Source organism: Sphingomonas kyungheensis (assembly GCF_037120395.1).
Classification (GTDB): Bacteria; Pseudomonadota; Alphaproteobacteria; order Sphingomonadales; family Sphingomonadaceae; genus Sphingomonas; species Sphingomonas kyungheensis.
In genome coordinates this window covers 319,034-339,855 of sequence record NZ_JBBBDM010000003.1, presented here as the reverse complement: position 1 = coordinate 339,855, position 20,822 = coordinate 319,034, and the positions used below count along the sequence as shown (strand labels likewise).

Annotated in this window: 23 protein-coding genes; 12 read left to right on the top strand and 11 right to left on the bottom strand. The window is 68.5% G+C overall.

Annotated features, from left to right (window positions below):
- Positions 1-28 precede the first annotated feature (28 nt).
- Positions 29-1,249: a BtaA family protein gene (locus tag V8201_RS09360; RefSeq protein ID WP_336545300.1), complete on the top strand. Its 1,221-nt coding sequence runs from the start codon at positions 29-31 to the stop codon at positions 1,247-1,249.
- On the top strand, positions 1,242-1,886 hold the full coding sequence (locus V8201_RS09355) for a class I SAM-dependent methyltransferase (RefSeq protein WP_336545116.1): 645 nt from the start codon (positions 1,242-1,244) through the stop codon (positions 1,884-1,886). The genes V8201_RS09360 and V8201_RS09355 overlap by 8 nt, the downstream gene beginning before the upstream one ends.
- 8 nt (positions 1,887-1,894) lie before the next feature.
- Here V8201_RS09355 and V8201_RS09350 read toward each other — a convergent pair whose 3' ends face one another.
- Genes V8201_RS09350 through V8201_RS09340 form a run of 3 tightly spaced genes read right to left on the bottom strand, consistent with a single transcriptional unit; the run spans position 1,895 to position 3,821 of the window.
- Complete coding sequence (locus V8201_RS09350; protein WP_037536399.1) at positions 1,895-2,335, bottom strand: acyl-CoA thioesterase; 441 nt, start codon at positions 2,333-2,335, stop codon at positions 1,895-1,897.
- A gap of 59 nt (positions 2,336-2,394) precedes the next feature.
- Positions 2,395-2,847, bottom strand: coding sequence for an NfeD family protein (locus V8201_RS09345; protein WP_271298801.1), 453 nt, complete (start codon positions 2,845-2,847; stop codon positions 2,395-2,397).
- Entirely contained in the window at positions 2,844-3,821 is a 978-nt protein-coding gene (locus V8201_RS09340; RefSeq protein ID WP_037536402.1) for an SPFH domain-containing protein, read from the bottom strand. Before V8201_RS09340 ends, V8201_RS09345 begins: the two co-directional genes overlap by 4 nt.
- Positions 3,822-3,896: 75 nt before the next feature.
- Here V8201_RS09340 and V8201_RS09335 point away from each other — a divergent pair, with 75 nt between their 5' ends.
- The 4 genes from V8201_RS09335 (at position 3,897) to V8201_RS09320 (ending at position 7,859) form a co-directional block, all read left to right on the top strand.
- Positions 3,897-4,634 carry an ATP-grasp domain-containing protein gene (locus tag V8201_RS09335; RefSeq protein ID WP_336545115.1) on the top strand — a complete coding sequence of 246 codons (738 nt, stop codon included), beginning with the start codon at positions 3,897-3,899 and terminating at the stop codon, positions 4,632-4,634.
- 61 nt (positions 4,635-4,695) lie between these two features.
- Complete coding sequence (gene guaB / locus V8201_RS09330) at positions 4,696-6,153, top strand: IMP dehydrogenase (protein ID WP_037536406.1); 1,458 nt, start codon at positions 4,696-4,698, stop codon at positions 6,151-6,153.
- Positions 6,154-7,326: an RsmB/NOP family class I SAM-dependent RNA methyltransferase gene (locus V8201_RS09325; RefSeq protein ID WP_336545114.1), complete on the top strand. Its 1,173-nt coding sequence runs from the start codon at positions 6,154-6,156 to the stop codon at positions 7,324-7,326.
- Positions 7,327-7,358: 32 nt separating this feature from the next.
- Entirely contained in the window at positions 7,359-7,859 is a 501-nt protein-coding gene (locus tag V8201_RS09320; RefSeq protein WP_081793193.1) for a tetratricopeptide repeat protein, read from the top strand.
- A 2-nt stretch (positions 7,860-7,861) separates the two neighbouring features.
- Here V8201_RS09320 and rsmA read toward each other — a convergent pair whose 3' ends face one another.
- From rsmA to V8201_RS09300, 4 genes are all read right to left on the bottom strand, one after another.
- Positions 7,862-8,701 (bottom strand): 16S rRNA (adenine(1518)-N(6)/adenine(1519)-N(6))-dimethyltransferase RsmA, encoded by an 840-nt coding sequence (gene rsmA / locus V8201_RS09315; protein ID WP_336545113.1) that lies wholly within the window; start codon positions 8,699-8,701, stop codon positions 7,862-7,864.
- Entirely contained in the window at positions 8,698-9,690 is a 993-nt protein-coding gene (gene pdxA, locus V8201_RS09310) for a 4-hydroxythreonine-4-phosphate dehydrogenase PdxA (RefSeq protein WP_336545112.1), read from the bottom strand. The genes rsmA and pdxA overlap by 4 nt, the downstream gene beginning before the upstream one ends.
- Before the next feature lies 1 nt (position 9,691).
- Positions 9,692-11,053, bottom strand: a complete 1,362-nt coding sequence (locus tag V8201_RS09305) for a peptidylprolyl isomerase (protein WP_037536414.1) — start codon at positions 11,051-11,053, stop codon at positions 9,692-9,694.
- Positions 11,054-11,136: 83 nt separating this feature from the next.
- Positions 11,137-13,359: an LPS-assembly protein LptD gene (locus tag V8201_RS09300; RefSeq protein ID WP_271300872.1), complete on the bottom strand. Its 2,223-nt coding sequence runs from the start codon at positions 13,357-13,359 to the stop codon at positions 11,137-11,139.
- Positions 13,360-13,537: 178 nt separating this feature from the next.
- Here V8201_RS09300 and V8201_RS09295 point away from each other — a divergent pair, with 178 nt between their 5' ends.
- The 4 genes from V8201_RS09295 to V8201_RS09280 all read left to right on the top strand — a co-directional run bounded on the left by V8201_RS09295 (position 13,538) and on the right by V8201_RS09280 (position 16,498).
- A complete protein-coding gene (locus tag V8201_RS09295; protein WP_037536418.1) occupies positions 13,538-15,007 on the top strand; it encodes a leucyl aminopeptidase in 1,470 nt (489 codons plus the stop codon).
- 9 nt (positions 15,008-15,016) lie between these two features.
- Positions 15,017-15,457 (top strand): DNA polymerase III subunit chi, encoded by a 441-nt coding sequence (locus V8201_RS09290; RefSeq protein ID WP_271298795.1) that lies wholly within the window; start codon positions 15,017-15,019, stop codon positions 15,455-15,457.
- Between the two features lie 97 nt (positions 15,458-15,554).
- Positions 15,555-15,977 (top strand): nucleoside-diphosphate kinase, encoded by a 423-nt coding sequence (gene ndk, locus V8201_RS09285; RefSeq protein ID WP_037536422.1) that lies wholly within the window; start codon positions 15,555-15,557, stop codon positions 15,975-15,977.
- Positions 15,977-16,498: a GNAT family N-acetyltransferase gene (locus V8201_RS09280; protein ID WP_336545111.1), complete on the top strand. Its 522-nt coding sequence runs from the start codon at positions 15,977-15,979 to the stop codon at positions 16,496-16,498. Before ndk ends, V8201_RS09280 begins: the two co-directional genes overlap by 1 nt.
- A gap of 43 nt (positions 16,499-16,541) precedes the next feature.
- On the opposite strand, the gene V8201_RS09275 is transcribed toward V8201_RS09280, so the two are convergent.
- Positions 16,542-17,171, bottom strand: a complete 630-nt coding sequence (locus tag V8201_RS09275) for a carbonic anhydrase (protein WP_336545110.1) — start codon at positions 17,169-17,171, stop codon at positions 16,542-16,544.
- Between the two features lie 139 nt (positions 17,172-17,310).
- On the opposite strand from V8201_RS09275, the gene lipA reads away from it, so the two are divergent.
- Positions 17,311-18,246 carry a lipoyl synthase gene (gene lipA / locus V8201_RS09270; RefSeq protein ID WP_037536427.1) on the top strand — a complete coding sequence of 312 codons (936 nt, stop codon included), beginning with the start codon at positions 17,311-17,313 and terminating at the stop codon, positions 18,244-18,246.
- Complete coding sequence (locus tag V8201_RS09265) at positions 18,239-18,697, top strand: type II toxin-antitoxin system RatA family toxin (protein WP_336545109.1); 459 nt, start codon at positions 18,239-18,241, stop codon at positions 18,695-18,697. Before lipA ends, V8201_RS09265 begins: the two co-directional genes overlap by 8 nt.
- Here the strand turns inward: V8201_RS09265 and V8201_RS09260 are convergent.
- Genes V8201_RS09260 through V8201_RS09250 form a run of 3 tightly spaced genes read right to left on the bottom strand, consistent with a single transcriptional unit; the run spans position 18,658 to position 20,800 of the window.
- Positions 18,658-19,158, bottom strand: a complete 501-nt coding sequence (locus V8201_RS09260; RefSeq protein ID WP_336545108.1) for a CinA family protein — start codon at positions 19,156-19,158, stop codon at positions 18,658-18,660. The two genes, V8201_RS09265 and V8201_RS09260, sit on opposite strands and share 40 nt — an antisense overlap.
- Complete coding sequence (locus tag V8201_RS09255; RefSeq protein WP_037536433.1) at positions 19,158-19,679, bottom strand: hypothetical protein; 522 nt, start codon at positions 19,677-19,679, stop codon at positions 19,158-19,160. Before V8201_RS09255 ends, V8201_RS09260 begins: the two co-directional genes overlap by 1 nt.
- A complete protein-coding gene (locus tag V8201_RS09250; protein WP_336545107.1) occupies positions 19,676-20,800 on the bottom strand; it encodes a bifunctional 2-C-methyl-D-erythritol 4-phosphate cytidylyltransferase/2-C-methyl-D-erythritol 2,4-cyclodiphosphate synthase in 1,125 nt (374 codons plus the stop codon). Before V8201_RS09250 ends, V8201_RS09255 begins: the two co-directional genes overlap by 4 nt.
- Between the last annotated feature and the right edge of the window lie 22 nt (positions 20,801-20,822).

Genomic DNA, 20,822 nt, shown 5'->3' with positions numbered 1-20,822 from the left:
GGGCCGCCCCGTCCACGACGAGGAGCGGATGATGCGCGGAACACAAAAGGCGGTCGCGGCGGCGATGCAACGGCATGGTCATCTGTCGAAACAGGGCCTGCTCGAGCGCGCCTTCACCTGGGCGTTCCGCGGTCTCGTCTATGCGCAGATCTGGGAAGACCCGGTGGTCGATATGGCGGCGCTCGACATCCGGCCGGACAGCCACCTCGTCACCATCGCCTCGGGCGGCTGCAACATGCTGTCCTATCTCACCGCCAATCCCAAGGCGATCGACGCGGTCGACCTCAACACCGCGCATATCGCGCTCGGCACGTTGAAGCTCGCCGCGGCGCGCCACCTGCCCGGCCATGCGAGCTTCCATCGCTTCTTCGGTCATGCCGCCAGCCGCGACAATCTCGCCGCCTATCAGACCTATATCCGCCCGCATATCGACGAGCCGACGCGGCGTTACTGGGAAGGGCGCGACCTCATCGGCCGGCGGCGCATCGCCGGCTTCGCCAGCGGCGTGCACAAGCGCGGCCTGCTCGGCCGGTTCATCGGCGCCGCGCATCTGCTCGCCCGGCTCAACGGTGTCGACCCGCGGCAGCTGCTCGCGGCGGAGACGATCGAGGAACAGCGCGCGATCTTCGAACGCGATCTCGCCCCGGTGTTCGATCGCGGCTTCGTCAAATGGCTGACCGACCAGCCGGCCTCGCTGTTCGGCCTCGGCATTCCGCCGGCGCAGTTCGAGGCGCTCGCCGGCGACGGACGAATGGCGGCGGTGCTGCGCCAGCGGCTCGAGAAGCTCGCCTGCGGATTCGACCTGCGGGACAATTATTTCGCGTGGCAGGCCTTCGGTCGCCGCTATGGCGACGGTCCATCCGCACCGCTGCCGCCCTATCTGCAGGCGGAGCATCACGATGCCATCGTCGCGCGAGTCGACCGCATCACGCTGCGCCACGCCAATATGACCGACCATCTCGCCGCGCTGCCCGCCGCCTCGCGCGATCGCTACATCCTGCTCGACGCGCAGGACTGGATGACCGACGAACAGCTCGGCGCCTTGTGGGGAGAGATCACCCGCACCGCCCGGCCGGGTGCGCGCATCCTGTTCCGCACCGCGGGCGAGGCGGATATCATCCCCGGCCGCGTCCCCGATGCGATCGTCGCGCACTGGCGCTATCGTGCCGACGAGTCGCGCGCCTTCACCGCGCAGGACCGGTCGGCGATCTACGGCGGGGTCCACCTCTACGTGCGCGCCAATGACTGAGCGCGATCACGCCGGGCGGATGGACCGCATCTACGGCGGTCAGCGGCATATCTACGATCTGACCCGCAAATATTATCTGTTCGGGCGCGATCGGCTGATCCGCCAGCTCGATCTTGGCATGGGCGGGACGCTGATCGAGATCGGCTGCGGTACGGGGCGCAACCTCATCCGGGCGGCACGCCAATGGCCGGTGGCGCGGTGCTACGGTATCGACATTTCGGAGGCGATGCTGATGACCGCGCGTGCCAAGGTCGCAACGGCGGGGCTGGCCGATCGCATCACCTTGGCGCAGGGCGATGCCGCCGCTTTCGATCCGCTCTCCCTGTTCGGCGTCGCGAGCTTCGACCGGGTGATGCTGAGCTACACCTTGTCGATGATCCCGCCCTGGCAGGCGGCGCTGACGCAGGCGATGGCGGTGACGGACGCGACGGGACGGCTCGCGGTGGTCGACTTCGGCGAGCAATCGGGTTGGCCGGCGGTATGGCGCAACGCCTTCCTCGGCTGGCTGCGCCATTTCGAGGTCACGCCGCGCGCCGATCTCGCCAGCGAAGTCGCCCGGATCGCGCACGCGCAGGGCCGCAGCCATGAGACGCAGCAGCTCTGGCGTGATTATGCCCGGATCGCCTGGGTCGCGTAGCACGCCGCTCAGCGGCGTTCGAGGAGCCCGGTCGCGGGCAGCGGTCCATCGCCCCGCTGGAAGAATTGTTCGACGATGTCGCGCGCCAGTCGCGCCGGCTTGAGCGTTTCCGCATCGAGGCAGCACCAGCTCGACTTGACCTCGGCGAGCACCTCCTCACCGCGGCGGATCACCGTCTCGTAAAACGCCCGCGCGCCCTGGACCTTTTCGAGCAGCACCGTCGCGATGACGTCGTCACCGAGGAAGGTCGGCTTGCGATAGGTGATCTCATGCTTGAGCGCGACCCACAGGTGCGAGGCGACCGCCTCGGCCGGCGCGAGCTTCTGCCAATGGCTTACCACCGCGTCCTGCACCCACTTGAGATAGCTGGCGTTGTTGACATGCCCCATAAAATCGATGTCGGCCGGATCGATACCGATCGGGAAGGCGTGGGGGATACTGTGGGTCACCTCTCTTCTATAGCAGATCGGCGGGCCACTGACACCTGCGATACGGCCGCGGCGGCGATTTAGCCGCCGGCCGGCTCGACGATGGCGACGCCGTCGCGGATCGCGACGATCCGCACCCGCGTGCCTACCTCAGCGACCACACCGCGCGCCGGCCATGATCCGTCGCCGATCGTCACCCGGCCGCCGTCCGGCCCGATCGGAGCCTGGACGACGACGACGCTGCCGATCAGCCTCGCACGGCGGTCATTGAGCTGCGGATCGCTGCTCGCCACCGGGTAATCATGGTACCAGCGCCGGCCGATCAGCACGGTGACGATGCTCCATGCCGCGAAGGCCGCGAGCTGCGCGGCGGCGGGGAGTTCCGGCAGCACCAGCAGGGCGACGCCGACCACCGCCGCGGCGATCGCCAGAAACACCGCGAACACGCCCGGGATCAGCAGTTCGGCGATCCCGAGCACCAGTGCGGCGATCAGCCACGCGCCCGCGGCCCCGCCGATCGCCTCAAGCGTCACGCCTCCGGCAATTCGAACGGCCCGCGCTTCGGCTGCGGCTTGGCCGGGGCAGACGCAGGAGCAGGAGCCTTGGCGAGCGCATCCTTGGCAAGCTCGCCGATCCCGCCGAGCGTGCCGATCAGCTGCGTCGCCTCGACCGGGAAGAGGATGGTCTTGGCATTGGGGCTGGTCGCGAACTTGCCGACCGCCTCGACATATTTCTGCGCGATGAAATAGTTGATCGCCTGCGTTCCGCCGCGCTCGATCGCCTCCGACACCACCGCCGTCGCCTTGGCCTCCGCCTCGGCGGCGCGTTCGCGCGCTTCCGAGTCGCGATAGGCCGATTCGCGTCGCCCCTCCGCCTCGAGGATCCGCGCCTGCTTCTGTCCCTCGGCGCGCAGGATTTCGGAAGCGCGCGTGCCTTCCGCCTCAAGGATATTGGCACGCTTCTCGCGCTCCGCCTTCATCTGCCGGCCCATGGCGGCGACGATATCGACGGGCGGACGGATATCCTTGATCTCGACGCGGGTGATCTTGACGCCCCAGGGCACGGTCGCGTGATCGACCACCGAGAGCAGCCGCGCGTTGATCTCGTCGCGCTTCGACAGCGTCTCGTCGAGGTCCATCGACCCCATCACCGTGCGCAAATTGGTCGTCGTCAGCTGGAGCAGCGCGACGTACAGGTCCGACACCTCATAGGCGGCCTTCGGGGCGTCGAGCACCTGGAAGAAGACGACGCCGTCGGTCGAGACGATCGCATTGTCCTTGGTGATGATCTCCTGCCCGGGAATCTCGATCACCTGCTCCATCATGTTCACCTTGCGGCCGACGCGATAGAAGAAGGCGGGATAGAAGTTGAAGCCGGGGCTCGCCGTCGTGGTGTAGCGGCCGAAATGCTCGATCGTATATTGATAGCCCTGCCGGACGATCTTGATGCTGGTGAAGAGATAAAACAGCACCAGCAGCAGTGCGAATCCCGCGATCGTGATAGCCATATGCCCTCCCGCCGGCATGATTCTGCGTGCCGTCGCCAACTCTTAGCACAGCGCGGCGACGCAAGAAGGTGGACGATGCAGCGAATTCTCTTCGGCAATCACCCGACGCAGATGCGCGGCATCGTCGCCAGCATCGACGATCGACGGTATGAAGCGAGCTTCGCACCGCTCGACGCGGTCGACCTCGCGCGGTTCGATCTGGTCGTGCCGCTGCGCGTCGAGCAGATCGCTGCGGCACGCGCCGGCCGGACGGTGGTGCCGGACGACCGGTCGGTCGCGCTCTGCGACGACAAGCTGGCGTTCAACCTCTGGCTGATCGATGCGGGCTTCGGCGATACCGTCCCGACCCTGCTCGACACCCGGCCGACCGTATTTCCGTATATCCGCAAGACCCGGCGCGGCGACTTCGGCCACGGCTGCCGGATGATCCGCCATCCCGGCGACGATGACGGCGACGATCATCCCGACGTCTTCCGCCAGCGCGCGGTGGCGGGGGCGGACGAATATGTCCTGCACCTGCTGCGGATCGGCGACACGATCCGCTTCCACGTCGCCTATCGCTACGACATGGGCCAGCCGCTCGGCGTCCGCGGCGCGATCGACCGTCCGGCGAGCATCACGCCCGCCGATCCCGGCGATGCACTGCCGATCTGTACCGCCATCCTCGACGCGCTCGATTACCAGGGCACCTGCTGCTTCAACTACAAGCGCGAGGAGGGGGCGTTGCGCATCCTCGAATGCAATCCCCGCTTCGGCGGCTCGCTGGTCGGCGTCGTCAGCGAATACCTCGACGCGCATCTCGCCGCCCTCTAGCGTAGCGGCGATCCTGCGGTTACATGGCCCGCCACTATCCCTCCCGCGAGGAAACGGCACCTTGGACATCCGGCTCGGCCTCACCTTCGACGACGTTCTGCTCGTACCCGGCGAGTCGGACATCCTGCCGAGCACCGCCGACACACGCACGCAGCTGACCCGCGGCATCGCGCTCAATATCCCGATCCTGTCGTCGGCGATGGATACGGTGACCGAGGCGGACATGGCGATCGTCATGGCGCAATTGGGCGGCATCGGCGTGCTCCACCGCAATTTGTCGATCGAGGAACAGGTTGCCGCGGTGCGGCAGGTCAAGCGTTTCGAATCGGGCATGGTCGTCAATCCGATCACGATCGCGCCGACCGCGACGCTCGGCGAGGCGCAGGCGCTGATGGCGCATCACCGGATCAGCGGTATCCCGGTGGTGGAGCGCGACGGCAAGCTCGTCGGCATCCTTACCAACCGCGACGTCCGCTTCGCCGGCGATCCCAAACAGCCCGTCGCCGAACTGATGACGCGCGACAATCTCGCCACCGTCTCGACCGACGTCGGTCAGGAGGAGGCGCGCGTCCTGCTCCACCAGCGCCGCATCGAGAAATTGCTGGTCGTCGATGACGCCTATCGCTGCGTCGGCCTGATCACCGTCAAGGACATCGAGAAAGCGGTCACCTATCCGACCGCGACCAAGGACGCCTCCGGACGCCTGCGCGTCGCTTCGGCGACGACGGTCGGCGACAAGGGGTTCGAGCGGACCGAGGCGCTGGTCGACGCCGAATGCGACCTCATCGTCATCGACACCGCGCACGGCCACAACCGTGACGTCGCCCGCGCGGTCGAGCGGGTCAAGAAACTCTCCAATTCGGTGCAGGTCGTCGCTGGCAACGTCGCGACCGGCGAGGCGACGCGCGCGCTGATCGACGCGGGCGCCGACGGGATCAAGGTCGGCATCGGTCCGGGCTCGATCTGCACCACCCGCGTCGTCGCCGGCGTCGGTGTGCCGCAGCTCACCGCGGTGATGGATTGCGCCGAAGCCGCCGCGAAGCACAACGTCCCCGTCATCGCCGACGGCGGCCTGCGCACCTCGGGCGATCTCGCCAAGGCGCTTGCCGCGGGCGCCTCGACCTGCATGGTCGGCTCGCTGCTCGCCGGCACCGAGGAGGCGCCGGGCGAGACCTTCCTGTACCAGGGCCGGGCCTATAAGTCGTACCGCGGCATGGGCTCGGTCGGGGCGATGGGCCGCGGCTCGGCGGATCGCTATTTCCAGGGCGACATCAAGGATCAGATGAAGCTGGTGCCCGAAGGGATTGAAGGGCAGGTCGCCTATAAGGGGCCGGCGCGCGACGTGATCCACCAGCTCGTCGGCGGCATCAAGGCGGCGATGGGCTATACCGGATCGGCGACGATCCCGGACCTGCAACAGCGCGCGCAGTTCGTGCAGATCACCGGTGCGGGGCTCAAGGAAAGCCATGTCCACGACGTCACCATCACCCGGGAAGCTCCCAATTACCCGACCCGCTAAGTGACACCCGGCGCCCGGACCCAGGCCGCGATCGAGCTGCTCGATGCGGTGATCGACGCCGCGCGCGGTGGCGGCGCGGCGGCGGACACGCTGATCGCGCGCTATTTCGCAACGCGCCGCTACGCCGGATCGAAGGACCGGCGGGCGGTGCGCGACCTCGTCTATGCAGCGATCCGCCGCGCGGGCGAGGTGCCCGCTTCGGGTCGGGCGGCGATGCTCCCGGTCGCGGCGGAGGATGCGGCGGTTGCCGCGACCTTCGACGGATCGACGCATGCGCCTGCGCCGATCGCAGCGGGGGAAGACGCGGCGACCGGCGGCATCATGCCGGCATGGCTCGCCGAGGCGCTCGCCGCCTCCGGGATCGACGCGGATGCGCAAGCCGCGCTGATCGACCGCGCGCCCCTCGATATCCGCGTCAACCGTTTGCGCAACGACCCCGCGGCGCTGGCCGCCCGGCTCGGCGGCACGCCGATCGTCGGACTACCCGATGCGCTGCGGTTGCCGACCGGCACCAATCTCGATGCGCTCGACGGCGAGGCGGAGGTGCAGGACGCGGGCAGCCAGATCGTCAGCCTCGCGGTGCAGGCGGTGCCGGGCCAGCGGATCGTCGATCTCTGCGCCGGGGGCGGCGGCAAGACGCTCGCGCTCGCCGCCGCGATGCGGAACGATGGGCAAATCCTCGCCACCGACGTCGATCGCGGCCGGCTGTCGCGCCTGATGCCGCGTGCCGAACGCGCCGGTGTCGGCATCGTCGCGACGCGCCTGCTCGATCCGCGCCGCGAGCTGGAGGCGCTCGCCGACTGGCAGGGGCAGGCCGACGCGGTACTGATCGACGCGCCCTGTTCGGGCACCGGCACCTGGCGCCGCAACCCAGAGGCGCGCTGGCGGCTTACCCCGGCGCGGCTTGCCGCCTTCACCGCACAGCAACGCCATGTGCTCGACGTCGGCGCAGCGCTGGTCCGGCCGGGCGGCGGCCTGGTCTACGTGACCTGCTCGCTGCTCGACGTCGAGGGGGCCGATCAGGTCGCGGCCTTCCTCGCCGCGCATCCCGACTGGCGGGCCGAGCCGCTCGATCTGCCCGCCGGCAGCCCGCGCGGGCAGGGGGTGCGGCTCGACCCGGCGCGCGACGCGACCGACGGCTTTTTTGTCGCGCGGCTGATCCGCCCCTGCTAATCCTGCGGGCGATGCCCCCGGTGGAGACCTTCATGCGCGTTACGTCCGTCGCCCTTGCTGCCGCGCTGACCGTCGTCTGCGTCTCGACCTCGCTCAGCGGCCAGCGTCCTGACGATCAGATCGACGCGCGCTCGCTGCAATTGCTGGCGCAGGGGCGGGCGGCGCGCGCCGCGGGAAATCTCGACGGTGCGACCGACCTGCTCGAAACCGCGGTGGCGGTCGATCCGCGCAACCGGCAGGCGTTCGTCACGCTCGGCGAGGTCGCCGAGGCCCGCGGCCTCCCCGGCAAGGCGATCCGCCTGTATCGCGAGGCGCTGACGCTCGAACCCAATGATATCGACGCGCTGCGCGGGCAGGGCGAGGCGCTCGTCGCCAAGGGCGCGGTGGCGATCGCCCGCACCAACCTCGCCAAGATCCGCACCCTGTGCAAAGCGGGCTGTCCCGAGGCGAACCAGCTCGCCGCGGTGATCGCCAAGGGGCCGCCGGTCACCACCGCCTCGGTCGATCCCAAGCCGGCGGTAGCGAAGGAATAGGCTCAGCCGGCGCCGACGACGCGGGCCAGCTCCACGAACTCCGCGACACTGACCGTCTCCGCGCGTCGCGTCGGATCGACGCCGATCGCCTCCAGCCCGGCCAGTGCACCGGCCACGCCCTTGAGGCTCTGTCGCAGCATCTTGCGGCGCTGGCCGAAGGCGGCGGCGGTGAGCCGCTCCAGAACCCGGACGTCGACTCCCTCGGGCGCGGCCTCGGGCACGATATGCACCACCGCCGACATCACCTTGGGTGGCGGCGTGAAGGCGGAACGATGCACCGGCATCGCGATCCGTGCGCTCGACCGCCACTGGCTGAGCACCGCCAGTCGGCCGTACGCATCGTCCCCCGCCGAGGCGACGATCCGCTCGGCGACTTCCTTCTGGAACATCAGCGTGCACGACTGCCACCACGGCTGCCAGTCGGCGGTCAGCCAGCCGACAAGCAAGGCGGTGCCGACATTATAGGGCAGGTTGGAGACGATATGCGGCCGCCCGGCGAACAGCGACGGCGCGTCGATCGTGAGCGCATCCGCCTCGATCACCCGAAGCTTGCCCGGATAGGCCTCGCCCAGCTCGGCCAGTGCGGGGATGCAGCGGTGGTCGCGCTCGATCGCGGTCACGCTCGCGCCCGCGGCGAGCAAGGCACGGGTCAGGCCGCCCGGGCCGGGGCCGACCTCGAGCACCTCGGCACCGGCGAGATTGTCGGGCACCGCCGCGATGCGGCGCAGCAACTGGCCATCGAAGAGGAAGTTCTGGCCGAGCGCCTTGCTGGCATTGAGGCCGTAGCGGGCGATCACCTCGCGCAGCGGCGGCAGGGCGCCGCCCGCCGGGGTATCGCTCATGCGCGGGCGCGGCGGTCCGCCGCCTGGCCCGCCAGAGCGATCGCCGCGATCATCGCGCCGGGATGCGCCCGGTCCTTGCCGGCGAGCGCGAAGGCGGTGCCGTGATCGGGCGAGGTGCGTACGATCGGCAGTCCGAGCGTGATGTTGACGCCTTCGTCGAAATGCAGCGTCTTGATCGGCACCAGCGCCTGATCGTGGTAGCAGCACAGCACCGCGTCATAGCCGGCACGGGCGCGGGCATGAAACAGCGTATCGGCCGCAAACGGGCCGGTCGCGTCGATCCCCTCGGCACGCAGCTGCGCGATCGCAGGCGCGAGAATGTCGATCTCCTCGCGACCGATCGCGCCGCCCTCGCCGGCATGCGGGTTAAGCCCGGCGAAGGCGAGCCGCGGCGCGGCGATACCGAAATCGCGCGTCAGCCCGACCGCGGTGGCGCGCCCCTTGGCGACGATCAATTCGACCGAGAGCAGCGAGGACACCTGCGCGAGGGGGACATGCGCGGTGATCGGCACGACGCGCAGGCTGGGCCCGGCGAGCATCATCACCGCATCCTCCGCCGCGACGCCGCAGCGGCCCGCGACGAATTCGGTCTGGCCGGGATGATTGAAGCCGATGCCGTATAGTTGCGCCTTGGACACCGGGCCGGTGACGAGCGCACGCGCCGCGCCTTGCCGGACCAGGTCGACCGATTGTTCGAGCGCCTGCAATGCCGCCTGCGCCCCGCCGACCTCGGGTGAGCCGGGCATCACTTCGCCGGCGTTGCCCGTCGCCAGCACCGGCAAGGCGCGATCGAACACCGCCGCGGCCTCGTCGATCGCCCCGATCGTCTCGATCGGGCCGTTCCATACCCGGCGCACGGCGGCGGGATCGCCGACCAACGCGAAGTGCGGCAGGCTGCGCAAGCCGCGCACCGCCCAGCTCTTGGCGATGATCTCGGGACCGATCCCGGCGGGATCTCCCATGGCGATCGCGAGCGGCGGCTGGCTCATCTCAGCGATACTCGATCACCGCGTCGCGGCGCAGATCGCGCAGCTTGCTCTGGGCGCGCAGATTGACGCGCTGTTGTTCGAGCTGCCCCTGGATCTGCGCGGCACCCGGCACGGCCGATTGCTGCGGATCGTCGCGACCGCACAGGACGAGGGCGCGAACGCCTTCGGTCGGCGAGCCGAATGGCGGTGTCGCCTGACCGACCTGCAGCTTGAGCAGGATCTCCTGCAACTGCGGCGGCAGGTCGCGGATGCGGACCGAATCATTGTCGACCACCTCGGCGCCGATCGTCGCGGCGACCTTCTCGACCGTACCGCAACCCTGGATCGACTGGACCGTCTTGGCGAAGGTGGCGGCGCGGGTCTGCGCCTGCGCCTGCGTCGTGCCGGCGGGGAAGGCGACGGTAAGCTGTTTGAGGCTGAGTCGCGCGTCGCGCGGGTCGGCGGCGCCGATCGTGCGCTTGTCGGTGAGATAGAGGATCGAGAAGCCGCCCGGCGTCTCGATCGGCCCGGCGACCTGGCCGACCTGCATCTGCTGCGCCGCATCGGCGAGCGGCTGCGGCAGCGTCACCAGCCGGATCCAGCCGAGATCGCCGCCGACGCCGCGGGTCGACGCTTCCGAATAGTTGCGCGCGAACAGCTCGAACGGCTGCTGCGCCTTCTGGATCTCGCCGATGATCTGCTTGGCCTTGGCGAACACCTCGTTGCGGTTGGCGTCGTTGGCGCTGAGATAGATCTCACGCAGATTATATTCTTCGGTGCCCCGCGCCGCTTCGATCCGCTTCTGGATCGCGCTGACCTCTTCGTCGCCGACGTTGACGAACGGCTCGATCTTGCGGCGCAGGTAGCGGTTCCAGGCCAGCTCGCCCTCGATCGCGCGACGCAGCGAGCGTTCGGACGAACCCGCCTTACGCAGCGCGACACGCAGCTGCGGCACGGTCATGTTGAAGCGCTTGGCGAGCCCCGCCTCGCTCTGGTCGAGCTCGGCGGCGGTGACGGTGACCTCGGCGGTCTTCGCCTCCTGGATCTCGAGCGTCTCGTCGATCAGCTGGCGCAGGATCTGGAGCTTGAACTCGTCGATCTGCTCGGGGGCGGGGCCACGGCCGCCGTTGTTGAAGACCGTCAGCGCGAGCCGCTGATCGACATCGGTGCCGGTGATGACCGTATCGTTGACGATCGCGGTCGGCTTGCGGATGTTCGGATCGAGCTTGCCGAAGATCTGGAGATTGGCCGGAATGTTGAGGTTCGTTTCGGGCACCTGCTGATCGGCGACGGTCTGCGCGACCGCGCCGCTGGCGATCGCCGCCAGCGCGAGCCAGCTGATGGTGCGACCGAGGCGGGCGCTGCGTCCTGTGATCTGCTTCACGTTCTTCCGTTATCCCAAAGCGCGGCGTCGCCTGTCTCGCGACGCCTGTTCCCGGCTATGGCCCGATCGAGCTGAACTGCGGCTTAGCGGCCGAGGTTGGTCAACGCCAGCGTCAACAGGAAGCTGTTGCCCGAGCGGGCGTCGCCGGTGTCCTGATAATCGCGCCGCCAGGTGAAGCCGAGCCGCAGGCAATCGTCCTCATATTGCACGCCGAGGCGATGGCGGATCGGTTCGAAGCCATCGGCGAGCGACAGGGGATCTTCGCTGCGCTCGGTCAGGTCGATCACCGTCGACCCGAACGCCGACCAGAAGCGCGCGAACTGGACGCGCCCCGCGAGCCGCACCTCCTCGCGATCCTGAAGGTCCTCGATCGCGGGGAAGATGTTGCGATTGAGGCGCAGATAGCCGGCGAGCACATAGGTCTGGCTCGAACCGACCGTCGCGTCGACCTCGTTGCGGCGCACCGCGAAACTGTCCTTGTCCAGCCGGTAACGGTGGATGATCGACACGAAGTCGCGCACCCGCAGCGTCGATCGACCGACGATGTCGGAGAACCGGTCGCTGAGCCCGGTACCGACCGGCAGGATCGTCGGCCGTTCGGACAGGCGATAGCTCTGGCCGATCACCGTGTTGAAGGTGATGCCGGGCACCGCCACCGCCCATTCCGCGCCATAGGTGACGCGGCTGCTGTCCTCCCACCGGTCGTATCCGGCGAAGCGGTTGAGCGCGAAGAGGTTCGAATCCTCGAGGTCGACCGCGCGCGCATCCTCGTTGGGGATGTCGAGATTGTTGGTCTTGGGCGTGGCGACGAGCTGCACCCGCGGCGTCAACCGCTGCGTGCCGCCGAGAAACTCGCCGATGAACGGCCATTTGACGTCGACCGCGAGCGCACCGATCGCGCGGGTCTGGAAGCCGTCGAGGCCGCGGTAGCTCGCCACCGTGGTGAGCATCGAATCGTGCGTGTTATAGGCGTCGGCACGGCCATAAGCGGTGAACGTCACCTCCTGGCCCCAATTGGTCAGGCGGCGCAGGTCCCATTGCGCGGCGACGAAGGCGCGCTGCGTATCCTGCCCCTCCGTACGGGTGATCGCGAGCGAATTGGCCTGCAACTGCAGCTTGCCGCCGCCGAGATCGATCCGCTTGCGGAAGTCGATCTCGGGCAAGGCGATCGGCTGTGTCCCCTGCGGGTCGTTGACGCGCAGCGTCTGGATATACCAGCCGGTCAGCGCGAAATAGGTGTTGGGATCGATCCGCTCGAGCGATGCGGTGGTGCGCAGCCGGTCGTCGCGCGAGATATCGTAGCGGCGCAGGAAGGTGCGATCGCTGGCGATGCGCGCCGAGCCGCTGATGCTCCAATAGGGATCGAGCTGATAGCGTGCGATGCCGTCGATATAGCCGCGGAACGCGCGCTCGGTATCGGTCGGCGTCGTCGTGTTGAGATCGTCGCTGCGGCGGCTTTCGGTCAGATATCCGGTGACCTGGAATGCGCCCTTGGTGCTGAGCGCCTCGTAGCGCGCCTGCATCATCGGCAGCACCGCCGAGAAGATATGCGGGGTGAGGGTCAGCCCCTTGTTGGGCGCCAGCCGAAAATAATAAGGCGTCACCAGTTCGAGGCCGTTGACCCGGTCGAGCTGCAGGTCGGGCGCGAGCAGCCCGCTTTCCGAGCCGCCCCCGGTCGGCATCGAAAAGGCGGGCAGCGGCACCGCCGGCAGGCCGAACAGATGGAATTGCCCGCCGCCGAAATAGACCCGCTCGCGATCCGGGCGGTAGAGGATGCGCACCGCGGTGATCTGCCACGACGGGGTCTTGGGACAGCCTTCGGACGTCTGCACCGCGCAGGGGGTGTAGGCCGCCTTGTCGAGCTGCATCGAGCCGTCGGTGCGGCGCGTGCCACGCTCCGCCGCCATCCGCCCGCCCTGTTCGAGCACGACGAGCATGTTCTGGACGACGCCGTCTTTCAGCGAGTCGGTCAGCTCGATCGAATCACCGTAGGCGACGTCGCCTTGGGGATTGGTGACGGCGATATTGCCGGTCGCGACGACCCTGCCGGTCTTGCGGTTCCAGACGACCTTGTCGGCGCGCAGCCGGTCGCCCTGCCGGAACATCCGCACCTCGTCGAGCGCGGTGACGATATCGGCGTTGCTGTCATAGTCGAGGCTGCCGGCGCTGAACTGCACCTGGTCCGCCGTCGCCGGCGTCGCCAGCGCGGGATCGTTGGCCGGCGGCGGCGCGACCGGACGATCCTGCAGGTCCTGTGCGCCTGCCGGCGTAGCGAATAGCGCGGCGGCGAGCGCACAGCCGGCCATAAGGTCGAAACGCAACACGATAATCCGAATACCCTTTCGGCGTGGCCGGCGTCGCCCTGAACGACGCCGGAGCCGCGGACCGCCTATCGCATCACCCGCACGGCGCTGCAATCGTTGTGCTCGTCGCACCGCGACCTTAGATCATGCGCCTATTGTCAGTGCCAGGAAGTGTTCCGTTATGCAGATTGCCTTCTCGTCCGATCGTTCCACCGCCGCCATCACCGCGCTGCCGGTGGAGAAGGACCTCGCCGGCCGCGGCAGCTGGGCGGGGCTGGGCGAGGGGCATCAGGCGCTGGCCAGCGCCGCGGCACAGGCGGCGCGCTTCGACGGCGAGGCCGGCGCGATCGTCGACCTGTTCGTCGGCGAGGGCGATACCCACCGCCGCGTGCTGCTCGTCGGCGTCGGCAGCGGCAGCGAGGCGGATTGGGAGAAGGCCGGCGGGGCGTTGACCGCCAAGCTGCTCACCTCGGGCGCGACCGAGCTGACCGCTGATCTTGCCTCGGTCAGCCCGACCGCCAAGGCGGTCGCGCGCTTCGCCGCCGCCGCCGCGCAGCGCGCTTGGCGCTTCGACCAATATCGCACCAAGCTGCCCGAGAAGCAGAAGCCGACGCTGACCCGGCTGACGATCGTCGGCGCACCCGATGGCACCGAAGCGGCGTGGAGCGCGCAGCAGGCCGTCACCGAAGGGCTGACGCTGACCCGCAACCTCGTCGCGGCGCCGCCGAACATCCTCTACCCCGAAAGCTTCGTCGAACAGGTGCGCGCGAGCGTCGAGGGCCTCGGCCTCGAGATCATCACCGTCGACGAGGCGGAGATGGCGCAGCACGGCATGGGCGCCCTGCTCGGCGTCAGCCAGGGGTCGGTGCGGGAGGCCCGCATCCTCGCGCTCCGCTGGAACGGTGCCGGCGAGGGCGATCCGGCGGTGGCGCTGGTCGGCAAGGGCGTCACCTTCGATACCGGGGGCATCTCGCTCAAGCCCGGCGCGGGCATGGAGGACATGAAGTGGGACATGGGCGGTGCCGGCGCGGTCGCGGGGACGATGAAGGCGCTCGCCGCGCGTAAGGCGAAGGTCAATGTCGTCGGCGTGATGGGGCTGGTCGAGAATATGCCCGATGGCAATGCACAGCGTCCGGGCGACGTCGTCACCTCGATGTCGGGGCAGACGATCGAGATCCTCAATACCGACGCGGAGGGGCGGCTGGTGCTTGCCGACGCGATCACCTGGACGCAGGCGACCTTCCGCCCGAAGGCGATCATCGATCTGGCGACGCTGACGGGGGCGATGATCGTCAGCCTCGGCAACGAATATGGCGGCCTGTTCGCCAATGACGACGGCCTGGCCGATGCGCTGCTCGCCGCGGGACTGGCGACGGGCGACAAATTGTGGCGCTTCCCGCTGTCGGACACGTACAACAAGCTGATCGATTCGCCGATCGCCGACATGAAGAACGTCGGTCCGCGGGGCGCCGGCTCGATCACCGCGGCGCAGTTCATCCAGCGCTTCGTCGACGAGGGCGTCGCCTGGGCGCATCTCGACATCGCCGGCATGGTGTGGAGCGACAAGGCGGGCGCGACCTACGACAAGGGCGCGACCGGTTACGGCGTGCGGCTGCTCGATCGCGTCATCGCCGATCGTTTCGAGGGCTGAGGCTCGCCCATGCAGGTCGATTTCTACCACCTTACCGCGACCCCGCTCGATCGGGCGTTGCCACAGATTGCGGCGAAGGTGGTGGAGGGCGGCCAGCGGTTGCTCATCGTCAGCGCGCAGGCGGAGCAGCGTGCCGGCATCGACCGGCTGCTGTGGAGCTATCGCGCCGACAGTTTCCTGCCGCATGCACAGATCGGGGCGGGGGATGACACGCGCCAGCCGATCCTGATCGCCGACGACGTGGTGGCGGCCAATGCCGCGCGCCACGTTGCGTTGGTCGACGGCGAATGGCGGGAGGCAGCGCTCGACTTCGATCGTGCCTTCCACTTCTTCGAGGACGAACATATCCGCAGCGCGCGCGAGGCGTGGCGCGCGCTCGGCGGCCGCGACGGGATCGAGCGGCGATATTGGAAGCAGAATGACGCCGGCCGCTGGGAGCAGGCCGCCTGAGCCGGACCGCTCGAGCCGAACCGGTTGCAAACAGGCCGCCCCGCGACTAGGGCTCCGCGACTTCCACGATTGCCCAAGACAGGAGCCCGTGACCATCATGGCCGCGAACCGTACCTTTTCGATCATCAAGCCCGATGCCACCCGCCGCAACCTGACCGGCGCCGTCACCAAGATGCTCGAAGAGGCCGGCCTGCGCGTCGTCGCGTCGAAGCGCATCCAGATGACGCGCGAGCAGGCCGAGGGCTTTTACGCCGTGCACCGCGAGCGTCCGTTCTTCAACGATCTGGTCAGTTTCATGATCTCCGGCCCGGTCGTCGTCCAGGTGCTCGAGGGCGAGAATGCGATGCAGCGCAATCGCGACATCATGGGCGCGACCAACCCGGCGAATGCCGAGCCGGGCACGATCCGCAAGGAACTCGCCGAATCGATCGAGGCGAACACCGTTCACGGTTCGGATTCGGACGAGAATGCCGAGATCGAGATCGCCTATTTCTTCAAGCCCGAAGAGATCGTCGGCTGATGCACTGGCGGCTGCGGCGCGCGTCCCCCGCGGATGCGCCTGCGGTCGCGCTGGTGGCGGGCGCGAGCTTCCTCGCGACCTTCGCCGGCATCCTCGACGGGGCGGACATCGTCGCCCATGTCGCGAAGAGCAGTTCGGTCGAGGCGTTCCGACGCTGGATCGCCGACCCGGCGAGCGTCGTGACGCTCGCCGAACATCCCGACGGCGCCGCACCGGTCGGCTATACGATGCTGACTGCCCCCGATCTACCGATCCCGGCAGGACCGCACGATATCGAGCTCCGCCGTATCTACACCTTGCCCGTCGCGAGCGGCACGGGTCTGGGCGCGTTGCTGATGGCGCGGGCAGTCGAGGACGCACGGGCGCTGAGCGCGACCCGCATGCTGCTCGGAGTCTATGGCGGCAATAGGCGCGCACGACTGTTCTACGAACGCCAGGGCTTCGCGCTGGCTGGTCGGCGCCAATATCAGGTCGGCGCAACCTTGCACGACGATGTCGTCTATGCGCGGGACATCGGCTGAGATCGTGAACGGCGGCGCCCCTGCGGAGCGCCGCCGGCTTTGATCACGCCGGAGCGAAGACCCCGTCTTCATCCATCACGTGCAGCACGCCGTCCGCGATCGCGAAATAGGCGCCGCGGAGCTTGAGCTTGCCCGCAGCCTCGCGCTCGGCGACGAAGGGGAAGGTGCGCAGGTTGGCGAGACTGACCCGCACCGCCTCGTGCTCCAGCTCGCGCTTCGCCTCAGCGCCTTCGCCGAATTCGGCCTTCACCTTGTCGCGAGCCTCGTCGAGCAGACCGACCCAGTCGGAAATGAAGCCGCCGTTGCCCTTCTCGCGCCCGGCAAAACCGCCCGACAGTGCCGCGGCGCAGCCACCGCACGAGGCGTGGCCCATCACCACCACCTCGGGCACCTCGAGCTGCGTCACCGCGAACTCCACCGCGGCGGAGACGCCGTGGAAACCCTTGTTCGTTTCGAACGGCGGGACGAGATTGGCGACGTTGCGCACGGTGAAGATCTCGCCCGGCGCGACGTCGAAGATCTGCATCGGATCGACGCGGCTGTCCGAACAGGCGATCACCATCACCTTGGGATCCTGTCCCTGGCTTAGCTGGCTCCAACGCTCGCGCTGCTCGGTCCAGCCCTTGTCGCGGAACCGGCGATAGCCTTGGACCATGTCGGCGAAGTCGGTCATTGTACCTCCAATTAGCGTCCGTTTCGGCAGCTATAACGCACATTTATCCGGTGTGTGCCGGCTATGGCAGGCGGGCAAAGCTTCTTCACAAACGGCATGATGGTTGTTCACAAACCGTGGAGTCGCTATCTCGCGGATCATGAACGAGATGACTCCGCTCGCCCGTCCGGAACGCCAGCGCAAGCCCGACTGGATCCGCGTCAAGGCGCCGACCAGCGCCGGCTTCGCCGCGACGCGCGAACTGATGCGGTCGAAGAGCCTGACCACCGTCTGCGAGGAGGCGGCGTGTCCGAACATCGGCGAATGCTGGTCGAAGAAACATGCGACGGTGATGATCCTCGGCGACACCTGCACCCGGGCCTGCGCCTTCTGCAACGTCAAGACCGGCATGCCGCGCGCGGTCGATCCGATGGAGCCCAACAACGTCGCCGACGCCGCGGCGCAGATGGGGCTGGAGCATATCGTCGTCACCTCGGTCGATCGTGACGATCTGCCGGACGGCGGTGCCCAGCAGTTCGTCAAGGTGATCGAGGCGATCCGCCGCGCCAATCCGCGCACGACGATCGAGATCCTCACCCCGGATTTCCGCAACAAGCACGAAGCCGCGGTCGAGGCGATCGTCGCCGCGCGCCCCGATGTCTACAACCACAATCTCGAAACCGTGCCGCGCCTCTATCCGACGATCCGTCCCGGCGCGCGTTACTATGCCTCGATCCGCCTGCTGGAGAGCGTCAAGAAGCTCGATCCGTCGATCTTCACCAAGTCGGGCGTGATGCTCGGCCTCGGCGAGCAGCGGCTGGAAGTGCATCAGGTGATGGACGACATGCGCTCGGCGGACATCGACTTCCTGACGATGGGGCAATATCTCCAGCCGACGCCGCGCCATGCCAAGGTGGCGGAGTTCGTCACGCCCAAGGCGTTCGACAGCTATGCCGCGATCGCGCGCGCCAAGGGCTTCCTGCTCGTCGCCTCGTCGCCGCTGACCCGGTCGAGCTATCATGCCGGCGACGATTTCGCCAAGATGCGCGATGCCCGCGCCGCCAAGCTCGCCGGGAAGACGCTCGAACGTGCCTAAACACGCCGAGACCCGGCATCTGCCGTACACGCCCGAGCAGATGTTCGACATGGTCGCCGACGTGAAGCGCTATCCGGAGTTCCTGCCCTGGGTCAGCGCGATGCGGGTCCGCCAGGACAGCGACACCGCGACGCTCGCCGACATGATCGTCGGCTTCAAGGGGCTGCGCGAGACGTTCACCTCGAAGGTGGAGAAGGTGCGGCCCGACAGCGTCCATGTCGAATATATCGACGGGCCGCTCAAATATCTGCACAACGACTGGCGCTTCCGCGCCCAAGAGGGCGGCTGCGCAGTCGATTTCGCGGTCGACTTCCAGTTCAAGAACCGGATGTTCGAGATGCTCGCCGGCCAGGTGTTCGGCGTGGCGTTGCGGCGGATGATCGGCGCGTTCGAGGATCGCGCCAAAGTGCTTTACGGCAACAGCAACTCGAGCGCGACCAGCGCCGCTTGAAGCCGGATGCCGCCGCGGCCGAGGTCGCCGAACGCCTTGCGGTCGGCATGGACGTCCGACGGATCGCCGCCCTTCTCCGCTCGTGCGAAGACGACGGTGCCGACCGGCTTCTTGACCGATCCGCCGCCCGGCCCGGCGACGCCGGTGATCGCCACCGCGACATCGGCGCCGCTGCTGGCGAGTGCGCCCTGCGCCATGCTCCACGCCACCGCGATCGACACCGCGCCGAACGTCTCCAGCACGTCGCTGTTGACCTTGAGCAGCTTCATCTTGGCGTCGTTCGAATAGGTGACGAAGCCGGCGCCGAACACGTCGGACGCGCCCGGCACTTCGGTGATCGCCGCGGCGACCAGACCGCCGGTGCAGCTTTCGGCGAGCGCGACGGTGCGGCCCGCGGCGCGGTTCGCCTCGACGACGCGCGTGGCGGCGTCGATCAATTCACGGGGTAGCAGCGTATCCATCAGCGCGAACCCTCCGGGCAGAGCGGCAGGTCGGGCACCGCGCTCGCCTTGCCTCTGGCCTTCTGCTCCTTGAAATAGCGCAGGGTGGTGACGATCACCGCCGCGGTATTCTGCGGCGGCAGCGGCGCGAGCGGCGTCACGAAACGGTCGATCGTGCCGCAATCGGCCGGGTTGATCCGCCCGACCAGCAAGGGCGCGAGCGCCGCCGTGAGCAACGGGCGGGCGAATTCCGACTGGAGCAGCGAATCGATCATCGGATCGGACAATTTGACGATCGCCGCCCGCGCATCCGGCCAGGCGCGATCCGCCGCCGCCTGATAGCGGCCGAGGAATTGGCTGTCGGTGCGGCGGATCAGGCTCGACGACGGCAGGCGCGTCGCACAGATGATCCCGGTCTGCTGAATGATGTCGGGCAGCGCGACGAGCGTCATCGCCTCCGCCTCGGGTGTCGTGATGCACCGGGTCTGCGCCTCGGCGGACGAGGCGGCGAGCAGGCCGACGATGGCGAGCAGCGCTCTCATCGCGGCAGGCTCACGGTGGCGACCGCCTGTGCGGCAATGCCTTCGCCGCGGCCGGTGAAGCCGAGCCGTTCGGTCGTCGTCGCCTTGATGCTCACCCGGTCGATCGACAGGTCGAGCAGCGCCGCGATCCGCTCCCGCATCGCCGCGCGGTGCGGCCCGATCTTCGGCGCCTCGCAGATCAGCGTCAGGTCGACGAAGTCGATGCGCCCGCGGCGCTCCGCGATCAGCGTCGCGGCATGTTGGAGGAATTGCGCCGAATCGGCCCCCTTCCATTGGGGATCGGAGGGCGGGAAGTGGGTGCCGATATCGCCCGCGGCGATCGTGCCGAGCAGCGCATCGGTCAGGGCATGCAGCGCGACATCCGCGTCGCTATGACCCGAGAGGCCCTTGTCGTGTGGGATCAGCACGCCGCCGAGCCAGAGTTGCTCACCGGCCTCGAGCCGATGCACGTCGAAGCCGGAGGCGCTGCGTGACTCCCATTGCACGCGCGCCTCGGCGGCGGCGAAATCTTCCGGATGCGTTACCTTGTCGAGCATCGCATCGCCCTGCACCAAAGCGACGCTGCCGCCAAGTCGCTGCACCATTTGCGCATCGTCGGTCGCCTCGTCGTCGGCGGGCCAGGCCGCATGCGCGGCGCGCAGCGCTTCCGTGCGGAAGCCTTGCGGCGTCTGCACGCGCGACAGGCCGTCGCGCGGCACCACCGTGCCGTCGCGGACCAACGTGTCCGCCACGGCGATCGCCGGGATGACACCGTCCGCCGCATCGAGCGCGGCGACGACCCGATCGATCACCGCGGCGGGCACGAACGGCCTTGCCGCATCATGCACCAGCACCCGCGCGCCGGTGACCGCGGCAAGGCCCTTCGCCACCGACTCGCGCCGCGACGCGCCGCCCGTCACCAGCGTCACCGCGCCCAGCGCCGCCTGCGCCAGCGGCTCGGCGCCGGGGGCGATCACCACCACCACCCGATCGATTGCGGGATGGTCGGCGAAGGCGGCGTAGGCATGGGCGATCAGCGGCTTGCCGGCGATCGTGGCATATTGTTTGGGCAAGGCCCCGCCGGCGCGCACGCCGCTGCCCGCCGCCACGATCAGCGCCGTCGTATAAGCTCGTTCGGTCATCGCCCCATCCTAGCCCGCCGCC

Coding starts and splice junctions, on each gene's coding strand:
- V8201_RS09360 (WP_336545300.1), top strand. CDS start 29: ATGATGCGCGGAACACAAAAGGCGGTCGCGGCGGCGATGCAACGGCAT.
- V8201_RS09355 (WP_336545116.1), top strand. CDS start 1,242: ATGACTGAGCGCGATCACGCCGGGCGGATGGACCGCATCTACGGCGGT.
- V8201_RS09340 (WP_037536402.1), bottom strand. CDS start 3,821: ATGGCTATCACGATCGCGGGATTCGCACTGCTGCTGGTGCTGTTTTAT.
- V8201_RS09335 (WP_336545115.1), top strand. CDS start 3,897: ATGCAGCGAATTCTCTTCGGCAATCACCCGACGCAGATGCGCGGCATC.
- V8201_RS09320 (WP_081793193.1), top strand. CDS start 7,359: ATGCGCGTTACGTCCGTCGCCCTTGCTGCCGCGCTGACCGTCGTCTGC.
- rsmA (WP_336545113.1), bottom strand. CDS start 8,701: ATGAGCGATACCCCGGCGGGCGGCGCCCTGCCGCCGCTGCGCGAGGTG.
- pdxA (WP_336545112.1), bottom strand. CDS start 9,690: ATGAGCCAGCCGCCGCTCGCGATCGCCATGGGAGATCCCGCCGGGATC.
- V8201_RS09300 (WP_271300872.1), bottom strand. CDS start 13,359: ATGGCCGGCTGTGCGCTCGCCGCCGCGCTATTCGCTACGCCGGCAGGC.
- V8201_RS09295 (WP_037536418.1), top strand. CDS start 13,538: ATGCAGATTGCCTTCTCGTCCGATCGTTCCACCGCCGCCATCACCGCG.
- V8201_RS09290 (WP_271298795.1), top strand. CDS start 15,017: ATGCAGGTCGATTTCTACCACCTTACCGCGACCCCGCTCGATCGGGCG.
- ndk (WP_037536422.1), top strand. CDS start 15,555: ATGGCCGCGAACCGTACCTTTTCGATCATCAAGCCCGATGCCACCCGC.
- V8201_RS09280 (WP_336545111.1), top strand. CDS start 15,977: ATGCACTGGCGGCTGCGGCGCGCGTCCCCCGCGGATGCGCCTGCGGTC.
- V8201_RS09275 (WP_336545110.1), bottom strand. CDS start 17,171: ATGACCGACTTCGCCGACATGGTCCAAGGCTATCGCCGGTTCCGCGAC.
- lipA (WP_037536427.1), top strand. CDS start 17,311: ATGAACGAGATGACTCCGCTCGCCCGTCCGGAACGCCAGCGCAAGCCC.
- V8201_RS09260 (WP_336545108.1), bottom strand. CDS start 19,158: ATGGATACGCTGCTACCCCGTGAATTGATCGACGCCGCCACGCGCGTC.
- V8201_RS09255 (WP_037536433.1), bottom strand. CDS start 19,679: ATGAGAGCGCTGCTCGCCATCGTCGGCCTGCTCGCCGCCTCGTCCGCC.
- V8201_RS09250 (WP_336545107.1), bottom strand. CDS start 20,800: ATGACCGAACGAGCTTATACGACGGCGCTGATCGTGGCGGCGGGCAGC.